We start from the raw sequence: 20,863 nt of genomic DNA on the forward strand, positions 1-20,863 counted from the left end.
GCCGCAGCGGCGGCTGTGTTGTCGCTCGGGGGCGTGTCTTTTTTAGTGAACATAGCGTCCGGCTCTTATGTAGTCTTCGGGGTCAATGTGTTCGCCGCGGAACCAGATTTCGTAGTGGAGGTGCGTCCCGGTTGAACGACCGGTCGACCCCATCCCCCCCAGTCTTTGTCCCAGCTCCACATCATCACCGCGGCGCACATCGATGGAGTGAAGGTGGCCATATCGCGTGCGGAACCCGTATCCGTGATCCACTTCGACCGTACGACCATACCCGGCTCGCCAGCCCGCGTAAACGACCTCGCCCGGCGCCGGCGCCACGATCGGGGCGTTCCTGAAGGCTGCGAAGTCCTTGCCGGCATGCATGGCGAGACGGCGCGTGAACGGATCGATGCGTGCGCCATAGCGTGAGGTTTCACGGAACGGCCCGTCAATCGGCAGGCCGAGCGGGGTGTGGTTCAGAAGCGTTTCGATCTGCTCGCTCTCCACCAGCCGGTTGGCGATGCGGGCGACGCGGGCATTGAACGGGTCTTCGAGATTGAGCGCTTCGCTGAACAGCGGCGCCTGGTCCAGGCTGATGAGCGGGCCGCCGGTGCCGCCATCCTCATCTTCCAGCGGGCCTTCCTGCATGGCTTCGTCGACGCGCATGCCGGTCAGGCGCAGAACCGCGCGCAAATTCTCCAGGCGACGTTCGGCCGCATTCTCGGCTTCCGCAAGCGCGGCTTCCTGATCGGCGAGCAGGGCGGCCACGCGCTCCTCGGCGAGGCCGTCAAACGCCTCTTCTCCGACAGGATCGACGAGCGCCTGACGCGGATCGGGGTCCGCTGGCGCCGCGGCCATCAGGATCCGGCCTTCATCAAGGCTGGGGCTTTCACGCTCTTCCCCGACTGACAGATCATCGGCGAAATCGAGCAGTCGGCGTAGGGTGTCGTGGCGCATCTGGAACTCGCCCGCCGTGCGGTCAAAGGCGTCCGTGCGCGATTCCATATAGGCGATGGCGGCGGCCTCTGCAGCGCGCGCTTCATCAACCTCATTTCGGTATTCCGCTTCGATTTCAGCAAATTGCTGCTTGGCGCGGTGATCGGCGCGCCCGTCCAGCAGCATGCCGACCGTGGTGAGGGACAACCACACCGCCAGCAAACACACGCCAGCGATAGCCGAGAGCTGCATCTCGGTCGTGATAGCGAAGTATCGCACCTGACCTTCGGTCCGGTGATAGATCTGCCGATCTGGGAAGCGCTGTTTGATCTGCTCCCATGGTCCGGCCAGTAGTCGTTTCACCATCCGACTGCGTTGCCTCGCTATCCTCACCCCTCGATGCGCTATCTCGCATGATAACGCATCGTTTATCAACTGATCCGTTGCAAACCTCGTTCCGGTCCCTAAGGCGCGGACAGAAATTTGTCTGGTGTGTTGCTGAGTCTTGCAAGCGCTGGTTTCAGGAAAGCGCCTCCGCCAAAGGTTCGTAGAAGCATCCCGGCAGCCCTGCAGCAGTGCGGGCGGGCTCGTTGAAAGGACGCTTCAGCGCACCGCGGAAATAGGTCGAAACTAGACGGTGGAAGCACTGTTCAGGCGTTTGCGTTTCATCCCGGCACACATGGTTGAACCAGCGTGACCCTGCGGCGACGTGGCCCACCTCTTCTTCGTAGATGATGTTCAGAATGGCGACGCTGGCCTCATCCCCGACCGAGCGCAGCTTCTCGATCATCATCGGCGTGACGTCAAGACCGCGCGCCTCCAGCACCATGGGGGCCACAGCCAACCGGGCGGCGAGATCGCCGGCCGTGTTGCTGGCGGCTTCCCACAGGCCGTCATGCGCGGCGACATCCCCATAATCCCCGTCCAGCTCTTTGAGGCGGTCTCTCACCAGGGTGAAGTGTCGCGCCTCGTCATCACCCACGCTGATCCAGTCCGACACGAAGGCGTGTCGTTGGTCGTCGGCGATACGCGGATCCCCGGCGAAGCGGGCGACCATGTCAAAATGCAGGTCAATGGCGTTGAATTCGATATGAGCGACCGCATGCATCAACGCAAAGCGTCCGGCGGGGCTGCCGAGCCGGCGCCGCGGAACCCGCGCGGGCGGCTTGAGCTCAGGGTGAGGGGGGCGGCCTGGCGTATCCGGCGCGCAGGATGCCGCGCCGCGTTCGGGCGCCTCAAGCTCGCCCGCCCGCCAGGCGGCGGCCGTGGCGTGCGCTAGACGGACCTTGTCGTCCGGTGCGGCGGTCGCCACGACTTGAGCCGCCATCGCCATCACTGAATCCAGCGTGCCCGGCGTCATCAGGACGCTTTGACCGCTTCGAGCACGGCCTCGACATGGCCCTTGACCCGCACCTTGCGCCAGACCTGCTGGATCACGCCGTCCGAGTTGATGAGATAGGTACAGCGTTCAATGCCCATATAGGTGCGGCCATACATGTTCTTTTCGACCCAGGCCCCGTAGGCTTCGACGACTTCGCCGCTTTCGTCCGACGCCAGCATCACTTTGAGGTCATGCTTGTCGCGGAACTTGTCATGCTTGGCTACGGTGTCCTTGGAGACCCCGATGACAACGGCGCCCGCGGCGTCAAATTCGTCGATGGCTTCTGAAAAGCCGATCGCTTCTTTCGTGCAGCCCGGGGTGTCGTCCTTGGGGTAAAAATACAGGACGACAGATTTGCCCTGCAGCTCGCGTAAACTCACTTGGCGATCGCCATCTGCAGGCAGCGTGAAGTCTGGGGCCTTGTCGCCGGGCTTAAGCTCGCTCATGAGTGTTGTCCTTGATGTTTTCCGAACCGTTGGGGCGGAAGATTGTCAATTCGACCCGCCGCGTCCAGTCGCGACCCGACTTTGAGTTCACATGCGCCGTATCGCCCGCCTGTCTCTGCTTTACCTGCTTGAAGTGATTGCCGCGCTTCTGGCGCTGGCTGTGGTGGCGTTCGGGGCCGCGCTCTGGCGGCTGGCGGAAGGCCCGGTGAACGCCGAGATGATCCGCCCGGTCGTCACCGAAGTCCTGCTCGAAGCCGTCAAGGGCGATGAGGCGGCGATCGGCGACCTGGAGATCAGCTTTGACCCGGCCTATGCCGCGCTGGTCGTGACGGCGCGCGATGTCCGGATCACACGCGCCAATGGCGATGTCATCATCGCGTCTGAACAGATCGAGGCCGGCGTGGCGCTCGACCTGCTGATGACGGGACGGGTGGCGCCCGTCAGTCTTGAAGCGCGGGGCGGCACGCTCTGGCTCTATCGAGACGAGCTGGGCCGCCTGACCGGGGGCTTGGGCGCGTTGGAGGACCGGTTCGGGGCGACCCAGGAGAGCGAGAACGCCGTTCCCGATTTCGACATGGATCGTGCGAGCCGTGTCTTTGCGCGTCTGCTGCGGGTGGATGTGTCAAACGTCACCTTGCAGATGCGTGATGAGTTTCACGACTGGACCGGCTTGTTCACGGGCATGGGCGGCGTGCTGGAGATGACCGAGGGCGCCTTGTCGCTGACGGCCGAGGGCGGGCTCATCACCTCGGCGGGGCGCGCGCCCATCACGCTCGACATCCAGTCAGGCCGCTCGCTTGAAAGCGTGTTCGTCGAGGCGCGATTGTCTGATCTGGTGCCGGCGGCGGCGGCGCCCCTGCAGGGGCCGTTTACGGGCTTGTCTGCTTTGGATGCGCCCTTTGACATGCATCTTGTGTTCGATGCGTCCCGGGAGGCGGGACTGCGCCAGGCCAGCTTGCAGATGGAGGCGGATACCGGCGTCATCCGGTCAGGCGGGCGCCAGACCGCGATCCGTGCGGCCAGCATCGACGCGGCGCTGGATGTGGAGGCTGGTCGCCTTGACCTGAATGCGCTGAGCGTGGATTCCGATCTTCTGACCCTGACGCTGAGCGGCGCATTTCAGGACTTCTCGGCTTATGACAACGCCATTCCCGCCCGGGCCTCCTACGAATTGTCTGCGGGAGAGGGGCGCCTTGATCTCAGCGGGGTGTTTCCGCAACCCGTGCAATGGCGATCTGTGGAGATGGCGGGTGCGCTCGACATTGATGAACCCCTGATCAGTTTCGAGGCCCTGAACGCGGTCTTGCCGGCGGCCACGGCGCGCCTGACGGGCTCTGTGGCGCTGGAAGACACAGATGCCGGACTCTTGCCGACCCTGAAACTTGAGGGGCCGGTCCAGGGGACGCTGTCCAAGGCCGATGTGCTCAACCACTGGCCTGTCGATTTTGCGCTCGGCGCGCGGGACTGGGTGCGCGACAGCATACTGGACGGCCAGTTATCGAATGCGCGTCTGAACCTCAACCTCGGTGCGCAAGCGCTCGCAGCCAAGGCGATCGAGGACGATGCGCTGACTCTCGGCTTCGATTTCAGCGATGCCGATGTGCGCTATATGAGCACGATGACGCCGCTGCTGGGCCTGTCGGGTGAAGCGGTGCTGCGCGGCAATTCCCTGTCTCTTGAGGGATCAGGCGGCGCGATCGGCGATATCGAGGCGACCCGGATCTATGTCGAGATTCCGCGTCTGAATCCGAAAGGTGCGATCGCGCGATTTGGCGGTTCCGGCATGGGCGATGTTGCTGACGTGCTGATGCTGGTCAGCGAGCCGCCGCTCAATCTCGCCAGCGAGTATGGCTTCGATCCTCAAGCGTTCGGCGGTCAGGGCGAGCTCAGTTTCGAGATTCGCCGTCCCATGTTGCGCTCTGTTCCAGCCGAGGATCTGGACTTTGAATTCTCCGGAACGTTCGAGGACGTTTCCGGCCCGGCGGGGCCTCCCGGTGTGGAGCTGACCGATGGCGTTGTGTCCATTTCGGTCACGCCCGAGGGCTTGAACGCGGAAGGCGATGCCCGCATCGCTTCGGCGGACGCCAACATCGTCTGGACCGAAACCTTCGGTCTGGGGCCAGACGCCCAACCCACCCAGGTTCGGGTGAACGCGACCATGACGGCGAGAGAGCTCGATCAGGTGGGACTGCCCCTGCGGCGGTTCATGGACGGCGCGGTGGGCGTGGAAGCGGTGATGAATGGTCGCGGATTTGACTTCTCGACAGTCAATCTGGACCTGGATCTAGAGAACACGGCAATCGCCTTGCCAGCCAATCTCTGGGACAAGCCTGCGGGCGAGCCGGCCACGGCCTCTCTGGCCGCCACCCTGTCCGAGGACGGGGCGATCGCGCTAGACAGCTTGCAGCTGGATGGCGACGGCGTGGTGCTGAACACCCGAGCGGAAATGGCGGCGGATGGTCGTTTGCTGTCTGCAGAGGCCGAACGAGTCTTCATCGAGGATCGCATGGACCTCAGCGCCGTGATTTCGCGTCCTGACGGACCTGAGGGCGTGCTCGACATTGCGGTGCAGGGCCCCTTCCTGGACGCTCGGGACCTGTTTGGCATGGCGGCGCCCTCGGGCGGCGGGGATCTGGGCGCCAGCGTCAATTTCGAGGGCGTTCTGGGACGCGCCCTGGTCCGCGATCAGGCGTTCACCAATGTGGGGCTGACACTCTATTCACGCCCGGAAGGCATCGCCCGATTTGTGCTGGAGGCGGATGCTGCAGGCGGGCCGGTGATCGTCCGGTTTGAACCTGAAGCGGTGACGGGCGTGCGCCGCCTGAGCGCCATGGGACCGGATGCCGGTCTGTTACTCTCCGCCTTTGCCGGTTTTGACAACATCTATGGCGGGGCGCTGAGGCTGGAAGGCGTGGCGCCTCCGCTGGGAGAGACCGGTGGTGTAAGCGGTGAGATCGAGGTGGGTGATTTCACGCTCAATCGCATGCCCTTGCTGGCGCGCATACTGGCGGCGGGCTCGCTGGAGGGGCTAGGCGGGCTTCTGAGCGGGCAGGGCATCGGTTTTGAGCGGCTTGAAAGCCGGTTTGTCTGGCAGGACGGCATTCTCGAAATGCGCGATTCCCGCGTGGCCGGCCCTTCGCTGGGCGCCACATGGACCGGTCTGGTCGATTTCAGCGAAGAGCGCCTGACCGTCAACGGCACGCTGCTGCCGTCCTATGGCGTGAATTCGATACTGGGATCGGTGCCTGTGCTGGGCGAGCTCTTTACCTCGCGGCAGGGCGAAGGCGTGATTGGCGTGACGTTCTCCGTCAGCGGCCCGTTCAGCGAGACCCGCGTGACGGCCAATCCGCTCTCGGCTTTGGCGCCCGGCGTGTTCCGCCGCATCTTCGAGGGCACTTCGGCTGAACGTGAGCTCGATGCGCTGGAGGCCGAACGACAAGCCGACCAGTCAAATGCGCCAGAGAATCCAGAGGACGCCCCCACTCAAGCAGATGAGCAGGGAGAGGCGCCAGAGCCGCCTTCTGAAGACGAAGCGGCGCCGGATGCAGACACGCCAGGGGATGCGCAATGATTGCAATCGGCCTTATGAGCGGCACCTCTCTGGATGGTGTCGATGCTGTCCTGCTTGAAACCGATGGTGAGACCATCAGTCATTTCGGACCCGGGTGTGAGATTCCGTTTAAAGCGAACGAACGCGCAGTCCTCAAAACGGCTGTGGAGGCCGCGCTCAGCTGGCGGTTCGAGGGCGATGAGCCCGATGTGTTTTCCGACGCTGAAGCCGTTCTGACAGACACCCATGCCCGAGCTGTGGAGCAGGTGGCCCGGTTGGCGTCGCGTTCGGTCTCCGAGATCGATCTTGTGGGCTTTCATGGTCAGACGGTCATACACCAACCGCCGGCCGCGGGCCTTGCAGGCCGGACTCGTCAGCTGGGTGATGGCGCGGCGCTCGCCAAACGGCTGGGCGTGCCGGTCGCCTATGACTTTCGCACGGCGGACATGGCGGCGGGCGGCCAGGGCGCGCCTCTGGCGCCCATTTATCACGCAGTGCTCGCTCGGTGGGCCGGGTTGGAACAGCCGCTGGGCGTCCTCAATATCGGCGGCGTCGCCAATCTGACCCTGATCCGGTCGGATGGCGCTCTGGATGCCTTTGACACGGGGCCGGGCAATGGTCTGATCGACGCCTGGGTCGAGGAGCAGACCGGCGCGCCCATGGATCGCGACGGGGCGCTGGCGTCGCAGGGACGCGTTCTGGAAGCGGGACTGGCCGAGCTGATGGCGCATCCGCATTTTGCTCTGGAAGGCCCCAAATCCCTTGATCGGTGGGACTTTTCGCTCGACCCGGCGCGCAATCTCACGGTTGAGGATGGCGCCGCCACCTTGTCCCAATTTACCGCAGAGGCGATTGGTTTGGGCCTGAAAGCCTGTAAGGAACGCCCGCGCCGACTGATTGTGTGTGGCGGCGGTCGCAAGAATGCGGATTTGCTGCACCGGATCAGCGCCGTCACCGGCGTTTCGGTCTGCAGCGCCGAGGCCGTGGGCTGGCGCGGGGACCTGATCGAGGCGGAAGCCTTCGCGGTTCTGGCGGCGCGCACGCTACGAGGACTGCCCCTCAGCTTTCCCGGAACGACAGGCGTGAGCGCGCCGCTCACCGGCGGCCAGATCGCCCGACCCTGAAACGAAAAAGCCCCGGCCATCCGGACCGGGGCTTTCTGTTTCGGTTCGCGCTGTGGCTAGCGCTTGCCGGTGCTGACCATTTCCGAACGTTCGACTTCCACTTCAGGCAGTCGCTTGTCCAGATAGGCTTTCACCGAGGCTTCGAGCGGTTCGAGATGGTCGGTGAAGAGGTGACCGGCGCCCTTGATGATGTCGTGTGTGATCACGATGCCCTTCTGGGTTCGCACCTTGCTCATGGCGCGCTCCATCTCGTCATGGGGCACGATGGCGTCCGACTCCCCGTGCGCGATCAGGCCCGAGGCCGGGCAGGGCGCGAGGAAGCTGAAGTCATACATGTTGGTGGGCGGCGAGACCGACAGGAAGCCCGCAATCTCCGGACGCCGCATCAGCAGCTGCATGGCGATCCAGGCGCCGAAGGAGTGGCCGGCCACCCAGCAATAGGAGGCGTTGGGATTGTGCGCCTGCGCCCAGTCGAGCGCGGTGGCGGCGTCAGACAGCTCGCCCAGACCCTGGTCATAAGCGCCCTGGCTCCGTCCCACGCCGCGGAAATTGAACCGCAGCACGGAGAAACCGCGCTCCTTGAACTCGTCATACATCATGTTGGTGACCGGCGTGTCCATATGACCGCCGCCACGCGGGTGCGCGTGCAGGATCAGCGCAACGGGCGCGCCAGGGGTCTTGGAGGGGCTGTATTTGCCTTCAAGGCGGCCGGCCGGGCCGGGAATGATAACGTCGGGCATGGAAGGATTACGGGTCCTGCTGCAATTTCCCTAGCTCTGCACTCAGGAATTGATTTCCAGGCGGTGCAAGGGGTATGGGAAAACCAAGTCCTAATACTTGACTCTCGCGCTAGGGATCCTAGCTCCCTTGTGCGCGATAGATGTGAGACAAACGGGTCGGCCTCATAGCACAGCCGGGCCGCATAATGCGAGCGCGCCGCGCTTATTTGTTCGGGTTAGCCAAGGATAATGTCATGAAGCTGAGCACCAAGGGGCGTTACGCAGTGATGGCCATGGTCGATCTCGCCCAGGCCAGCCTTGAGAAACCCGTGCCGCTGGGCGATGTCGCCTCGCGTCAGGAAATCTCGCTGTCCTATCTGGAACAGCTCTTCGCCAAGTTGCGTCGCGCCGGCGTCGTCAAGTCCGTGCGCGGGCCGGGCGGCGGCTACAAGCTGGCGCGCGCCCTGAATGAAACGCGTATCGCCGACATCATGCTCGCCGTTGAAGAGCCTGTGGATGTCACACGCTGTCAGGGCAAGGCGACGGGCTGCATGGAAAGCGGCCGACGCTGCATCACCCACGATCTGTGGGATGAGCTGAGCCGCCACATTCATCTCTTCCTCAACGATGTGACCCTCGAAGATGTTCTGGAGCGCCGCGTGATGGGGATGTCCATGCGCCGACGCACCGGTGAGACGACCCTGGAGGCGGCGGCGGAGTGACGGTCTATCTCGACCATAACGCGACCGCTCCGGTCCGGCCTGAAGCCCGCGACGCTGTCATGGCGGCGCTGCAGGCTGTAGGCAATCCGTCCTCGGTCCATGGGCCGGGGCGGACGGCGCGCGCCCGTGTCGAGGCGGCACGCACTGTCATTGCTAAAAAGATTTGCGCACGCGCGGAGGATCTCGTTTTTACGTCGGGCGGCACGGAAGCCAATAATCTCGGTCTGAAGGCAGGAATCGCGGCTGGCGCCAAGCGCGTTATCGTGTCCACCATAGAGCACGATGCGGTGGGCGCTGCAGCGCAAGCGCTGGGTGTGCCGTGTGAGGTCTGGCCGGTCCTGAGCACAGGCCAAGCCGATCTCGATTGGCTGAAAGAACGCCTCCAACGCGCTGAGACAGAAGGCGAAACGCCGATCCTGTTCGCGCTGATGGCGGCCAATAACGAGACCGGCGTGATCCAGCCCTATTCGCAAGCGGGCCGGATGATCCGCGAGGCGGGGCATCTGTATCACATCGACGCCGTGCAAATGCTGGGCAAGGCCGGGTTCGACTTTGCGGGATCCTTCGCGCACTTCGCCGCCTTCTCCTCGCACAAGCTGGGTGGGCCGCAAGGCGTCGGCGCTCTGGCTGTGGCCTGTGAAGCGGGCGTTGAAGCTCAGCTGATTGGCGGCGGGCAGGAGAAAAACCGCCGCGCAGGCACTGAGAATGTGGCTGGCATCGCCGGATTCGGCGCCGCTGTTTCTGTAGCGGGTGGTCAAGAAGAGCTGAGCCAGATCAAAAGCTTGCGCGATGATCTGCAAGCGCGACTGAAAGCGGGCGCGCCCCAGATCACTATCTGGGGCGAAGCGGCGGAACGCCTGGACAATACGCTGTGTCTGTCCGCGCCGGGTTGGGCCAGCGAGATCCAGGTGATTGCGCTTGACCTTAACGGCTTCGCGGTGAGCGCCGGCTCGGCCTGCTCATCGGGCAAGGTGCGCAAGTCCAAAGTGCTCGAGGCCATGGGTGCGGCGACCGGCGATGCGGAAAGCGCGCTGCGCATTTCGCTGGGCTGGACGACGACCCGGGACGATATCGAGGCGTTCGCGAACGCCTGGCTGAATGAATACGACCGTGTGCGCCCCCGCGCTGCGGTTTGAGACTGAAGAAGGAAGCGGCTTATGCCTGCGGTCAAGGAAACTATCGAAGACGTACGTCAGCTTGAGTCTGACAAGTACAAATACGGCTTCACGACCGAGATCGAGCAAGAACGCGCGCCCAAGGGGCTGAGCGAAGACACCGTGCGCTTCATCTCGGCCAAGAAGGGCGAGCCGGAATGGCTGCTTGAATGGCGTCTGGAGGCGTTTCGCCGCTGGACCCAGATGAAAGAGCCTGACTGGGCCAAGGTCGGCTATCCTCCCATCGACTATCAGGACGCGTATTATTACGCGGCCCCCAAGGACTCTGCGAAATACAAGAGCTTGGACGAGGTTCCTCAGGAGCTGCTGGACACCTACAAGAAACTCGGCATTCCGCTGAAAGAAGCGGAAGTCCTGCTGGGCGTGGAAGGCGCGGACGCCAGCGCCGCCGATGCGCGTACCGAAGGGTCGCAGCGCAAGGTGGCGGTTGATGCCGTCTTCGATTCCGTCTCGGTGGCGACGACCTTCAAAGAAGAACTCAAAAAGGCTGGCGTGATCTTCATGCCGATCTCTGAAGCCGTCCACGAATACCCCGAGCTCGTGAAGCAGTATCTCGGCTCAGTCGTTCCGGTGACAGACAATTTCTTCGCCACGCTCAACAGCGCCGTCTTTTCCGATGGCTCTTTCGTCTATGTGCCCAAGGGCGTGCGCTGCCCGATGGAGCTGTCCACCTATTTCCGGATCAATGCGGAAGGCACGGGCCAGTTCGAACGCACGCTGATCGTTGCGGACGAGGGCGCCTATGTGTCCTATCTCGAGGGCTGCACCGCGCCCATGCGTGACGAGAACCAGCTGCACGCCGCCGTGGTGGAGCTGGTCGCGCTTGATGACGCCGAAATCAAATACTCGACCGTGCAGAACTGGTGGCCGGGCGATGCGGACGGCAAGGGCGGGGTCTACAACTTCGTCACCAAGCGCGCCGACTGTCGCGGCCGCAATTCCAAGGTCAGCTGGACCCAGGTCGAGACGGGCTCCGCCATCACCTGGAAATACCCGTCCTGCGTCCTCAAGGGCGATAACAGCCAGGGCGAGTTCTATTCCATCGCCGTGACCAATGGACGCCAACAGGCCGATACCGGCACCAAGATGATCCATCTGGGGCGCAATACGAAGTCGCGCATCATCTCCAAGGGCATATCGGCGGGCAAATCCGACCAGACCTATCGCGGTCTTGTGTCCGTCAATGGCAAGGCGGAAGGCGCGCGCAACTTCACCCAGTGCGACAGTCTGTTGATCGGTGATACCTGCGGTGCGCACACCGTGCCCTATATCGAGTGCAAGACGCCCAAGGCGACGCTGGAGCATGAGGCGACCACCTCCAAGCTCTCTGAAGAACAGCTCTTCTATGCGCGCCAGCGCGGGCTCGATGAAGAAAGCGCTGTGGCGCTCTTGGTGAACGGCTTCTGCCGCGAAGTGCTGCAGGAATTGCCCATGGAGTTCGCCGTGGAAGCCCAGGCGCTCCTGAAGGTTTCGCTCGAAGGAAGCGTGGGCTAGAGATGGCGCAGCACTACCCGACCATACGGTTTGCATCTAACGAGCTTCGTGACTGGGCGTCTTTCCATGAGGCCTGCGCTAAAAAGTTTGGTTTCCCAGACTATTACGGGCGCAATCGGGATGCCTGGATTGATTGCATGCGTGGCGATGAGCTTGCGCCAGGCAATCCCGCGGATGATGCGAGCATCGACATTCTGCTTGTTGAGTTTCCAAACACTCACGGCGTTTCTGGCGAAATGAAAGATGTGTGTGAGTTTCTCTACTCCGGCTTCGCCAGCGTGAACGATTACAGACGTAAGGTGGGCTGCCGTCCTCTCTTCGTTCTGGTGGATAGTCCAGAATATGGAGGACAGGATGCAAGGGTTTAAACGACTGTCCTTGTCTGGGGCGTCGTTGCTTGGAGCCCTTCTGCTGTCGGGCTTCGATCAGCCTGAGAGTCAAGCTGAAGCACCGACTTCAGCGTCCCGCCTCGCCATGTGTGGCGAGGGTTTTCCTCAAGGCTGCGTTCAGCCGGTCGATGAAGCGCGCGCTCTGATCTACACCGCGGAGGAAGACGGCTATGCCTTCCGTCTCCTGACGCTGTCAGACAGTGAGGAACTTCAGAGCTTCACCCAAGCGCGGGATGTCAGTACGCCAGACCCGATGCTTCTGGACGTGAATCTGGACGGCGTTTCAGAACTCTTCGTGCCGGTGACCGGGGGCATGTCGAACACGCTCTATCGGGTCTGGCGGCTTGAGCAGGGGCGTTACGTCCTTGCCGATGAGGTCGGCGCCAACACGCTGGAGCGTGATGAGCAGACCGGCTTGCTGGGCGTGGGCGTCGCCGTTTCGGCAGTGCGCTACAGCTATCAGGTCCATGGCTTGGGCGAAGATGGGCTGGAGCACGTTTATACGCTTGAGAGCGATCTGGCCGATGGCGCCTGTGTTCTCATGCCCGGTCCGGGATTTGATGAGATGGAGCTTGATGCAGATGCGCTGCTGAGCGCTTGTGAAGCAGAGCTCTAGAACGAGATGACATGCGTGCGCCATCGGGCGTGACGCTGAGACGATAAAGGGTTCGAGCCGGCCTCCCTCTCATGCGCCGGCGCGACGATAAGGAAGACGACCATGTTGGTGATTGAAAACCTGCAAGCGCGTGTGGATGCGGAAGACGGCGACGGCCGCGAGATCCTCAAGGGCGTCAGCCTCGAGGTGCCGGCGGGAGAAGTGCACGCCATCATGGGCCCCAATGGCTGCGGCAAGTCCACCTTGTCCTATGTGCTCTCGGGCCGTGAGGGATACGAGATCACCGGCGGGACCATGCGCTTTGACGGCGAAGACCTGGCCGAGATGGAGCCCGAAGAGCGCGCCGCGACGGGCGTCTTCCTGTCCTTCCAGTATCCGGTTGAAATCCCTGGTGTTCCGACCCTGACCTTCATCAAGGAAGCGTTGAACGCCCAAAAGCGCCTGCGCGGGGAAGAGGAAGTGCCGGCGCCGGCTTTCATGAAGCTGGCGCGCGAAGCGGCCGCTCAGCTGGGCATCAGCAATGACATGCTCAAGCGCCCGGTGAATGTGGGCTTTTCGGGCGGTGAGAAGAAGCGCATGGAGATTTTCCAGGCGCTGATGCTGCAGCCCAAATTCCTGATCCTCGACGAGACCGATTCCGGCCTCGACATCGATGCGCTCAAAGTGGTCGCTGACGGCGTGAACGCCTTGCGCAATGAAGAGCGCGGCATGCTGGTGATCACCCACTATCAGCGGCTGCTCGATTATCTCAAGCCGGACGTGGTTCACGTCATGGCGGCGGGCCGCATCCAGGAGACCGGCGGTCCCGAGCTGGCGCACAAGCTCGAAAAAGAGGGCTATGACAAATACGCAGGCGAGGCGGCGTAATGACAGCAGCGCTCAAACTCACCGATATGGAAACGGCGCTGATTGATCAGCTGCCCCAGGATGCGCCCCTGCGCGCCTTGCTCAGTGAGCAGGGCTTGCCGCATCGCCGCGTGGAAGACTGGAAATGGACCGATCTGCGCACGGTGGTGGGCAAGTTGCCCGCCGAGCCCGGCGTTCTGACCTTCACCATTTCGCGCGAGCCTGATGCCTGGGCCGAGCAGGATGAGGAGCCGGGCCTTCTCATGCCGCGGCTCGCCTCGGCGCTGGGCGAGGACATCCAGGTTTACACCCTTGAAGACGGCGAGCGGCTGGAGCTGGGGGTCGAAGCGACCAAGGGCTTTGCTCATCAGCAGGTCCTGATCCTCGTCCCGGAGGGCGTGAAGGCCGAACTGGTCGAGAACTACGCCGTTGAAGCGGATGGCTTCGCCAATCTGACGCTGGTCATCGTCGTGATGCCGGGCGCCCAGCTTGATCGTGTGATCGAACAGCATGCATCTCCGGATGCAGCGCTGGTGGTCACAAGCCTGATTGATCTGGCGCCCAAGGCCAGGCTCAACCAGACGACACTGGGCTTTGGCGCCAAGCTCGCTCGTCTTGAAACTCATGTCAGTCATGCCGGCGAGGGCGCCGAGCTGCAGCTCGATGGCGCCTATGTGCTCGATGAAGGGCTTCACCTCGATCAGACATCGCTGGTGCGCCATGAGGGCCCCAACGGGGTGACCAAGGAATTGTTCAAGGGCGCCGCCATCAAAGGCGCGAAGGGCGTCTTCCAGGGCAAGATCCATGTGGAGCAGGCGGCCCAGAAGACCGATGCCCAGATGCAGCATCGCGGGCTCTTGCTGGATGACAAGGCCGAGATCGACGCCAAGCCCGAGCTTGAAATCTACGCCGACGACGTGGTCTGCGCCCATGGCAACGCCTTTGGCGCGCTGGACGAGGACGCCTTGTTCTACATGCGCCAGCGCGGACTGCCCGAGACCAAGGCGCGGGCGCTTCTGACCCAGAGCTTCCTCGCCGAGCCGATCGAGCGCATCCGGGACGACGATGACCGCGAACGCCTGATGGCCCGTCTCATGGCGATGTTGGAGGCGCTGTAATGACAGCGGAACTGAGATCCATGACCGAGTTTGACGTCACGGCGGTGCGCCGCCAGTTCCCGATCCTTGAGCGCGAGGTGAACGGCAAGCCGCTCGTCTATCTCGACAGCGCCGCCTCGGCGCAGAAGCCTGAAGCGGTCATCGAGGCGGTGGCGGATGTCTGGCGACATTCCTACGCCAATGTGCACCGCGGCCTTCACACGCTGGCGAATGAAGCCACTGAAGCGTTCGAGGCGAGCCGCGGCAAGCTGGCGAAGTTTCTGGGCGCGGCATCGGCGGACCAGATCGTCTTCACCAAGGGCGCGACCGAAGCCATCAACCTGGTGGCGGACAGCTTTGGCGCGACCTTGCAGGAAGGCGACGAGATTATCGTCAGCCAGATGGAGCACCATTCCAACATCGTGCCCTGGCATTTCCTGCGCGAACGCAAGGGCGTGGTCCTGAAATGGGCGCCGGTCACCGATGAGGGTGCGCTCGACATGGAGGCGTTTGACGCGCTCGTCACGGAGCGGACGAAACTCGTCGCCATCACTCACATGTCCAATGTTCTGGGCACGATTTCGCCCATCGAGGCGATTGTGGAGAAAGCCCATGCCGTGGGCGCGGCCGTGCTGGTGGACGGCTCGCAGGGCGCCGTGCACATGCCAGTCGATATGGCGGAGCTCGGCTGTGACTTCTACGTCGTGACGGGCCACAAGCTGTACGGGCCCAATGGTGCAGGCGCGCTTTATGCCGCCGGCGACTGGCTGGACAGGCTGCGGCCCTATCAGGGCGGTGGCGAGATGATCGCCGAAGTGCGCGAGGACGGTGTTGTCTATGCCGATGTCCCGCACAAATTCGAGGCGGGCACGCCGGTCATCGCCGAGGTGATCGGCCTGGGCGCCGCGATCGACTGGCTGTCGGGGCTGGATCGGATCGCCTTGATGGAACACGAGCGTCAGCTGATGGACCGCTTTGAAGCGGGCCTGGCGGACTTCGAAGGCGCTCACATTCTGGGTCGCACCCAGGACAAGGGCGCGATCACCTCCTTCGGTCTGGCCGGCGCGCATCCGCATGATCTGGCTCAATTGATGGACAAGTACGGCGTCGCCGTCAGGGCGGGGCACCATTGCGCCCATCCGCTGATGCAACGCTTCGGCGTGGTGGGCACGCTGCGCGCCAGCTTCGCCGCTTACAATACTCAAGCGGATGTGGACGCGGCGCTCGACGCATTGCGAAAAGCCAAGAGCTTTCTCATCTAGAGGGCATGATGAGCATGGACACTGAAAATACGGGTGACACCCGTGACGTTCTGGATCTGGGCGCAGCGCCGTCGATGACCGACGCAGATGCGGGAGACGCGGCTGTGACGTCTGAAACGACGGACGGTACTGCCAAGGCCGAACTCGATATTCCTCAAGAGGAGATCGAGCGCATAACCACGGACGTGATCGCGGCATTGAAAACCGTCTTTGACCCGGAAATTCCGGTCGATATCTATGAGCTGGGCCTGATCTACCAGGTCGATCTCGAGCCCGATCACGCGCTCAAGGTTGAAATGACACTGACGGCGCCGGGCTGCCCGGTGGCGGGCGAAATGCCCGGCTGGGTCCGCGATGCCTGCGAAACTGTGGAAGGCGTGGACCGGGCCGATGTCACATTGACGTTTGATCCGCCCTGGACGCCGGATCGCATGTCCGATGAAGCCAAGCTGACGCTGAACATGTTCTGAGGAGCCGATCATGGCCCGACAACGACCCAAGGCCGTCACTCTGACTGAAGCCGCTGCTGATCGCGTGAAAAAGCTCATGGCGGATCGCGACGCCGGATATTTGCGCGTGGGCGTCAAGAATGGCGGCTGCGCCGGCATGGAATACGTGATGGATTACGTCACGGAACCGGACCCGCTTGATGAGCGTGTGGAGGACCAGGGCGTTGAGATCGTCGTGGACGCCAAGTCGCTGTTGTTCCTTCTGGGCGCTCAGGTCGACTATGAAGTCACGCCTTTGCACGCCAAGTTCGTGTTCCGCAACCCGAACGAGACGGACGCTTGTGGCTGCGGCGAGAGTGTGACCCTCGTACCCGCTCAAGCCGCTGACTAGCGCACACTCTGCGGGCAGTGCTTGCCTTTCACGGAGACGCACGGCCTCATGCCGGTTCTGACGGAGGACTGGTGCTGTGAAACTTTTTGTGTCGCCGACCTCGCCCTATGCACGCAAATGCCGGGCGCTGATCATCGAGAAAAGCCTTGAGCACAAGATCGAGGTGATCGAGTGCGACCCTCGGAGCGATCCCGCGGATCTGCTGGAGGCCAACCCACTAGGCAAGGTGCCGGCCCTGACGCGCGAAGGCGCGCCTGCGCTCATGGATTCGCCGCTGATCTGCGAGTTCATCGACAGCCTTGATGACGAAAACTGGATCCCCAAGCGCGGCGCCAGCCGGATCCTCGTGCTCCGCCAGCAGGCGCTGGCGGATGGTTTGATCGATTTGACGATTGGTCGCCGCATCGAGATGCAGCGCGATTCAGACAAGCAGTGGGATTTCTGGTCGGATCGCTGGGAGCGCGGCGTCAAGCGCACGCTTGAGGCTCTCAATGATGACCGAGGCCAATACGAGCGTTCCGTGGACCTGGGCGCGCTCAGCGTCGCTGTGGCCTTGCACTACCTTGATCTGCGCTTTGCTGAATATGACTGGCGCAGCGATTATCCCGAGCTTGGCGCATTCGCGGCTCGTTGGGACCAGCGCGCCAGCTTTGCGCAAACCCGTCCGCCCCAATAGGCGACAGGGCGCAAGACCTGAAGGACAGCCTCATTGATCTGATGAGGCCGTTTTTGTTTGCGCGGAAGCTGTAGAGTCGACGGTTTTCACTTTGGCTGTCGCGCGCCCGCCCGCAATCCACGCCACAACGCCCATAAGGGCATAGGCCATGCCGACGAAGGCTGAATAGGTTGTGGGAAGCATGAAGGCGGAGACCACGATCAGTATCGACAGAACGACGACGCCAAGCGCGAACTCCACTTCGTAACGGGTGTAGATACGCTCTACTGGGTCGAGGCCGATATCGTCTGCATGTCGGAGAGCATGCGCGTACAGCAAGGCGAAAAGGCCGAAAACGGCAGCGAAAAACCCGCCATAGATCAGATACAGCCATTTGACCTGGGCATATTCCAGCACGGCATTCGGCGGGTGGGCGGCGGTGTAATACCCGGTATAGAGATTGATCACGAAGTCCGTCATGAACTTCAGGGGATAGATATAGGCGAGCAGCAGGAAGAGCAGAACCGCATTGAGCGTACTGACCACGCTGTCTTGAAGATCGTAACGCCTGAAGAAGACATGGTGCGTGCGCCATAGGAATATGATCAGCGCGAAGCAAGCTGCGAGCGACAGGGCGTCGCGCCACAATCCCGCCAACTCATCAAAGGTCGTCGGTATCGATTGTGTGGCCGCCAGTGCAAGCACCAGGGCGAAGACGATATCGGACAGGTTTTCTATGCGGGACACGTCTCGTCCACGCCATTGAAAGTGCCGTTCTCCCCGAAGTGCGTAGTGTCGCGCCATGTCGCCCCCTCAGGGAAGCATGCACGATCCTGTCAGGAGCGCAAACCGGAACAGTTTGTCTTTCAGGCCGCAGCGGTGCTGCGCCGGCCAGACATGTCAGACCCATCGGCGGTCACACGGTTCCGGCCTTTCTGTTTTGACTTGTACAGATTGGCGTCACAGCGCTCGATGAGGCATTCCACGACTTCGGAGGGTCTGAACTGTGAGACCCCCATGGAGATCGTGATGTTGCCCAGGTCCTCATTGGTGGATTTACGCAGCAGGCGCTTGCTCTCGACGACCTGTCGGATCTTCTCGGCGATAGCCGAGGCTTCCTGCAACGAAGTGTTCGGCATGACGATGCCGAATTCCTCGCCGCCATAGCGGGCGACCACATGGTGATCAGAGGCGTAACGTGACAGGCAGGCTGAAACGAAACGGATGATCTGGTCGCCGGTTTGGTGGCCCCAGGTGTCGTTAAAGCGCTTGAAGTGGTCGATATCGCAGAGCACCAGCGAGAAGGGCGAGCCGGTCAGATCGGCGTCGCGGCGCGACTTGCGCATGGACTCGTCAAAACGTTTGCGGTTGGCGACGCCGGTGAGGGCGTCCGTCATCGCTTCCTCGCGCACTTTTTCAAGATTGCTGCGGAGCTGATTGACTTCCTGGCTGGTCTCCTGGAGACGCCGCTCCAGATCGCGCGACCGGCGCTGCATGCGCGCCGTGGCGGCGACCAGGCCTTCTACCATCTGCTTGATGGCGTTGGCGTCGGTTACTTTGTCCAGTCGGCCCGAAGCGCCAGCGAGTTCCGCGCCATAGGCGGCGGTATCGCGTTCAGCGGCTTGCAGGGTTTGCACCACCGAACCCAGCTCGCGGCTCATGGCGCCGCCGGCGTCGAGCACAGCGCTTTGAATGCGCTTGAAGCTGAAATGGGTATCGTAAAGATCTTCGAGGGTTTCAGACGTCAACGGCTCGTCGCGATCCAGATGCCCCTGGATCACCGAGCACAAGGCCGGAATCGTATCTGACACATATGCGGTGAAAATCGCATAGTTGTGCGGCGTGGGCACGAGCCCGAGACTTGCCATCAAATCAAGCGCTTTGCGCCCGATTTCGATACCTTCAGCAGCGTGTTGACGACCGTTCAAAGCGAACCCCTGACCTTGGACCGCTATTCTGCGGTTCTTGTCGGGAACCATCGCATCTGAATCGAAAGATCGGGTAAACGCAGGGCGCTTTTTTGACGATTAAAGCGCCGGACGGAGCAAGAATTCCGGTACGTGGTCACCGAATCCGACGGGGCTCAGATCGCGTTCGTGACGATCAGGACGTTCTTTCTTGTCCTGACGTTGCGAGCGCTCATTGCGAGACGACCGGCCTTTGCGCGGGGCGGCTTCAGTCTCTGACACGCTTTCCGAAGCGGCTTCGGCCTTGGCGGGCTCTGCAGCCGGGCTCTCAGCTTCGGCTTTGTTGCGAGAGCGCGAACGGCGCCGGGATTTGGGCTTGTCTTCGGACTGTTCTGTCTGCGGGGCGGCGTCCTGGGCCGGCGCGGCCTGCGTGTCCTCGGACAGCTTGAGCTCTTCGGGTTCCTTGCCGATCAGCTTGACGACTTTGGCCAGCGCCTTGGAGTCTTCTGAAGACACCAAGGTCACGGCTTCGCCTTTGTGACCGGCGCGGCCGGTGCGGCCGATGCGGTGGACATAGTCATCCGCGTTGCGGGGAATATCCACGTTGAAAACGTGGCTCACCGCCGGAATGTCGAGACCGCGTGCGGCCACGTCAGAGGCGACCAGAAGGCGCAGTTCGCCGGATTTGAACTCGGCGAGGGTTTTCGTTCGCTGGCTCTGATCAAGGTCACCGTGGATCGGGGCGGCCGAGAATCCGTGGCGCTGCAAGGAGCGCGCGACAATATCCACATCACGCTTGCGATTGCAGAAGATGATGCCGTTCTTCACGCCATCGCGATTGATCGCGGCGCGCAGGGCTTCGCGCTTGGTGCGCGCCTGATTGTCGGACACACGCAGGATGTACTGGGTGATCGTCTCGGCCGTCTGAGCCGGGCGGGTCACTTCAACCCGTTCGGGGTCGCGCAGGAAGGTGTCCACCAGATGCTTGATTTCGGACGGCATGGTGGCCGAGAAGAACAGGGTCTGGCGGCGCGGGGGCAGCAGTTTCAGGATCCGTTCGATATCGGGAATGAAGCCCATGTCCAGCATACGGTCGGCTTCATCGATGACGAGGATATCAACGCCGGTCAGCAGAAGTCCGCCACGTTCGAAATGGTCCAGCAGGCGTCCCGGAGTCGCGATGAGAATGTCCGCGCCCTGGTCGAGAATCTTCTTCTGGGGCTCGAACGATACGCCGCCGATCAGCAGCGCCATGTTGAGCTTGTGGTTCTTGGCGTAGAGCTTGACGTTGTCCGCCACCTGAGCTGCGAGCTCGCGCGTGGGCGCCAGCACCAGAGAGCGCGGCATGCGGGCGCGGGCTCGGCCGCGCGACAGGCGCTCGATCATGGGCAGGGTGAAGGATGCGGTCTTGCCGGTGCCTGTCTGGGCGATCCCCAGGACATCACGTCCGGTGAGCGCAACAGGAATGGCGCCCTCCTGGATCGGGGTGGGCTTTTCGTAACCGGCGTCAGCAATAGCTGACAGGAGTGCGGGGCTCAGCCCGAGGTCTTCAAACGTCATGCGCCTCTGAAGTCGCTTATCGGTCAGGACCGGGGTCGATCCTGTCTAACCGGCGCCAGCTCATCCGGCGCATTTGCGTCGCGCGAACATAAAAGGCCGGCGCGCGCTGTCAACGCGGCCGGCCCTTTTCTGTGTCTTAAACGCCCATGTGTGACGTTTAAGGGA

Annotated in this window: 20 protein-coding genes; 13 read left to right on the forward strand and 7 right to left on the reverse strand. The window is 62.5% G+C overall.

From position 1 onward, the window contains the following. Positions 1 to 42: 42 nt before the first annotated feature. The 3 genes from RBA95_RS09340 to bcp all read right to left on the reverse strand — a co-directional run bounded on the left by RBA95_RS09340 (position 43) and on the right by bcp (position 2,742). Positions 43 to 1,281 carry a M23 family metallopeptidase gene (locus RBA95_RS09340; protein ID WP_306016575.1) on the reverse strand — a complete coding sequence of 413 codons (1,239 nt, stop codon included), beginning with the start codon at positions 1,279 to 1,281 and terminating at the stop codon, positions 43 to 45. 154 nt (positions 1,282 to 1,435) lie between these two features. Next, a complete protein-coding gene (locus tag RBA95_RS09345) occupies positions 1,436 to 2,275 on the reverse strand; it encodes a ferritin-like domain-containing protein (protein WP_306016576.1) in 840 nt (279 codons plus the stop codon). Further along, complete coding sequence (bcp, locus tag RBA95_RS09350) at positions 2,275 to 2,742, reverse strand: thioredoxin-dependent thiol peroxidase (protein ID WP_306016577.1); 468 nt, start codon at positions 2,740 to 2,742, stop codon at positions 2,275 to 2,277. Before bcp ends, RBA95_RS09345 begins: the two co-directional genes overlap by 1 nt. A 91-nt stretch (positions 2,743 to 2,833) precedes the next feature. Between bcp and RBA95_RS09355 the strand changes: the two genes are divergently transcribed. Further along, on the forward strand, positions 2,834 to 6,313 hold the full coding sequence (locus RBA95_RS09355; protein WP_306016578.1) for a DUF3971 domain-containing protein: 3,480 nt from the start codon (positions 2,834 to 2,836) through the stop codon (positions 6,311 to 6,313). After that, positions 6,310 to 7,416 (forward strand): anhydro-N-acetylmuramic acid kinase, encoded by a 1,107-nt coding sequence (locus tag RBA95_RS09360; protein ID WP_306016579.1) that lies wholly within the window; start codon positions 6,310 to 6,312, stop codon positions 7,414 to 7,416. The genes RBA95_RS09355 and RBA95_RS09360 overlap by 4 nt, the downstream gene beginning before the upstream one ends. A 56-nt stretch (positions 7,417 to 7,472) precedes the next feature. Here the strand turns inward: RBA95_RS09360 and RBA95_RS09365 are convergent, their stop codons facing one another. Further along, complete coding sequence (locus tag RBA95_RS09365; RefSeq protein ID WP_306016580.1) at positions 7,473 to 8,156, reverse strand: alpha/beta hydrolase; 684 nt, start codon at positions 8,154 to 8,156, stop codon at positions 7,473 to 7,475. Between the two features lie 233 nt (positions 8,157 to 8,389). On the opposite strand from RBA95_RS09365, the gene RBA95_RS09370 reads away from it, so the two are divergent. The 11 genes from RBA95_RS09370 (at position 8,390) to RBA95_RS09420 (ending at position 17,252) form a co-directional block, all read left to right on the forward strand. Further along, positions 8,390 to 8,857, forward strand: a complete 468-nt coding sequence (locus tag RBA95_RS09370) for an Rrf2 family transcriptional regulator (protein WP_306016581.1) — start codon at positions 8,390 to 8,392, stop codon at positions 8,855 to 8,857. After that, positions 8,854 to 9,993: a cysteine desulfurase family protein gene (locus tag RBA95_RS09375; RefSeq protein WP_306016582.1), complete on the forward strand. Its 1,140-nt coding sequence runs from the start codon at positions 8,854 to 8,856 to the stop codon at positions 9,991 to 9,993. The genes RBA95_RS09370 and RBA95_RS09375 overlap by 4 nt, the downstream gene beginning before the upstream one ends. Before the next feature lie 21 nt (positions 9,994 to 10,014). Next, positions 10,015 to 11,526, forward strand: a complete 1,512-nt coding sequence (gene sufB / locus RBA95_RS09380) for a Fe-S cluster assembly protein SufB (protein ID WP_306016583.1) — start codon at positions 10,015 to 10,017, stop codon at positions 11,524 to 11,526. 2 nt (positions 11,527 to 11,528) lie between these two features. After that, positions 11,529 to 11,894: a barstar family protein gene (locus tag RBA95_RS09385; RefSeq protein ID WP_306016584.1), complete on the forward strand. Its 366-nt coding sequence runs from the start codon at positions 11,529 to 11,531 to the stop codon at positions 11,892 to 11,894. 25 nt (positions 11,895 to 11,919) lie between these two features. Further along, complete coding sequence (locus tag RBA95_RS09390) at positions 11,920 to 12,531, forward strand: hypothetical protein (protein WP_306016585.1); 612 nt, start codon at positions 11,920 to 11,922, stop codon at positions 12,529 to 12,531. A gap of 102 nt (positions 12,532 to 12,633) precedes the next feature. After that, positions 12,634 to 13,398, forward strand: coding sequence for a Fe-S cluster assembly ATPase SufC (gene sufC / locus RBA95_RS09395; protein ID WP_306016586.1), 765 nt, complete (start codon positions 12,634 to 12,636; stop codon positions 13,396 to 13,398). Next, positions 13,398 to 14,495 (forward strand): Fe-S cluster assembly protein SufD, encoded by a 1,098-nt coding sequence (sufD, locus tag RBA95_RS09400; protein WP_306016587.1) that lies wholly within the window; start codon positions 13,398 to 13,400, stop codon positions 14,493 to 14,495. Before sufC ends, sufD begins: the two co-directional genes overlap by 1 nt. Next, positions 14,495 to 15,736 carry an aminotransferase class V-fold PLP-dependent enzyme gene (locus RBA95_RS09405; protein ID WP_306016588.1) on the forward strand — a complete coding sequence of 414 codons (1,242 nt, stop codon included), beginning with the start codon at positions 14,495 to 14,497 and terminating at the stop codon, positions 15,734 to 15,736. Before sufD ends, RBA95_RS09405 begins: the two co-directional genes overlap by 1 nt. A 14-nt stretch (positions 15,737 to 15,750) precedes the next feature. After that, positions 15,751 to 16,206: an SUF system Fe-S cluster assembly protein gene (locus RBA95_RS09410; protein ID WP_371933602.1), complete on the forward strand. Its 456-nt coding sequence runs from the start codon at positions 15,751 to 15,753 to the stop codon at positions 16,204 to 16,206. A 10-nt stretch (positions 16,207 to 16,216) separates the two neighbouring features. Continuing rightward, positions 16,217 to 16,576: an iron-sulfur cluster assembly accessory protein gene (locus RBA95_RS09415; protein ID WP_306016590.1), complete on the forward strand. Its 360-nt coding sequence runs from the start codon at positions 16,217 to 16,219 to the stop codon at positions 16,574 to 16,576. 76 nt (positions 16,577 to 16,652) lie between these two features. Further along, the gene (locus RBA95_RS09420) at positions 16,653 to 17,252 is read left to right on the forward strand and encodes a glutathione S-transferase (protein WP_306016591.1); all 600 of its coding nucleotides are present in this window, start codon (positions 16,653 to 16,655) and stop codon (positions 17,250 to 17,252) included. A gap of 30 nt (positions 17,253 to 17,282) precedes the next feature. Here the strand turns inward: RBA95_RS09420 and RBA95_RS09425 are convergent, their stop codons facing one another. The 3 genes from RBA95_RS09425 to RBA95_RS09435 all read right to left on the reverse strand — a co-directional run bounded on the left by RBA95_RS09425 (position 17,283) and on the right by RBA95_RS09435 (position 20,698). Next, on the reverse strand, positions 17,283 to 18,035 hold the full coding sequence (locus tag RBA95_RS09425; RefSeq protein ID WP_306016592.1) for a TMEM175 family protein: 753 nt from the start codon (positions 18,033 to 18,035) through the stop codon (positions 17,283 to 17,285). A 62-nt stretch (positions 18,036 to 18,097) separates the two neighbouring features. After that, positions 18,098 to 19,099 (reverse strand): GGDEF domain-containing protein, encoded by a 1,002-nt coding sequence (locus tag RBA95_RS09430; RefSeq protein WP_306016662.1) that lies wholly within the window; start codon positions 19,097 to 19,099, stop codon positions 18,098 to 18,100. A gap of 159 nt (positions 19,100 to 19,258) precedes the next feature. Then, positions 19,259 to 20,698, reverse strand: a complete 1,440-nt coding sequence (locus tag RBA95_RS09435; RefSeq protein WP_306016593.1) for a DEAD/DEAH box helicase — start codon at positions 20,696 to 20,698, stop codon at positions 19,259 to 19,261. Positions 20,699 to 20,863: the final 165 nt, after the last annotated feature.

The sequence above is a fragment of the Oceanicaulis sp. MMSF_3324 genome (assembly GCF_030733545.1).
Lineage (GTDB): Bacteria > Pseudomonadota > Alphaproteobacteria > Caulobacterales > Maricaulaceae > Oceanicaulis.

Coding starts and splice junctions, on each gene's coding strand:
- RBA95_RS09340 (WP_306016575.1), bottom strand. CDS start 1,281: ATGGTGAAACGACTACTGGCCGGACCATGGGAGCAGATCAAACAGCGC.
- RBA95_RS09345 (WP_306016576.1), bottom strand. CDS start 2,275: ATGACGCCGGGCACGCTGGATTCAGTGATGGCGATGGCGGCTCAAGTC.
- bcp (WP_306016577.1), bottom strand. CDS start 2,742: ATGAGCGAGCTTAAGCCCGGCGACAAGGCCCCAGACTTCACGCTGCCT.
- RBA95_RS09355 (WP_306016578.1), top strand. CDS start 2,834: ATGCGCCGTATCGCCCGCCTGTCTCTGCTTTACCTGCTTGAAGTGATT.
- RBA95_RS09360 (WP_306016579.1), top strand. CDS start 6,310: ATGATTGCAATCGGCCTTATGAGCGGCACCTCTCTGGATGGTGTCGAT.
- RBA95_RS09365 (WP_306016580.1), bottom strand. CDS start 8,156: ATGCCCGACGTTATCATTCCCGGCCCGGCCGGCCGCCTTGAAGGCAAA.
- RBA95_RS09370 (WP_306016581.1), top strand. CDS start 8,390: ATGAAGCTGAGCACCAAGGGGCGTTACGCAGTGATGGCCATGGTCGAT.
- sufB (WP_306016583.1), top strand. CDS start 10,015: ATGCCTGCGGTCAAGGAAACTATCGAAGACGTACGTCAGCTTGAGTCT.
- RBA95_RS09385 (WP_306016584.1), top strand. CDS start 11,529: ATGGCGCAGCACTACCCGACCATACGGTTTGCATCTAACGAGCTTCGT.
- sufC (WP_306016586.1), top strand. CDS start 12,634: ATGTTGGTGATTGAAAACCTGCAAGCGCGTGTGGATGCGGAAGACGGC.
- sufD (WP_306016587.1), top strand. CDS start 13,398: ATGACAGCAGCGCTCAAACTCACCGATATGGAAACGGCGCTGATTGAT.
- RBA95_RS09405 (WP_306016588.1), top strand. CDS start 14,495: ATGACAGCGGAACTGAGATCCATGACCGAGTTTGACGTCACGGCGGTG.
- RBA95_RS09410 (WP_371933602.1), top strand. CDS start 15,751: ATGGACACTGAAAATACGGGTGACACCCGTGACGTTCTGGATCTGGGC.
- RBA95_RS09415 (WP_306016590.1), top strand. CDS start 16,217: ATGGCCCGACAACGACCCAAGGCCGTCACTCTGACTGAAGCCGCTGCT.
- RBA95_RS09425 (WP_306016592.1), bottom strand. CDS start 18,035: ATGGCGCGACACTACGCACTTCGGGGAGAACGGCACTTTCAATGGCGT.
- RBA95_RS09430 (WP_306016662.1), bottom strand. CDS start 19,099: ATGGCAAGTCTCGGGCTCGTGCCCACGCCGCACAACTATGCGATTTTC.
- RBA95_RS09435 (WP_306016593.1), bottom strand. CDS start 20,698: ATGACGTTTGAAGACCTCGGGCTGAGCCCCGCACTCCTGTCAGCTATT.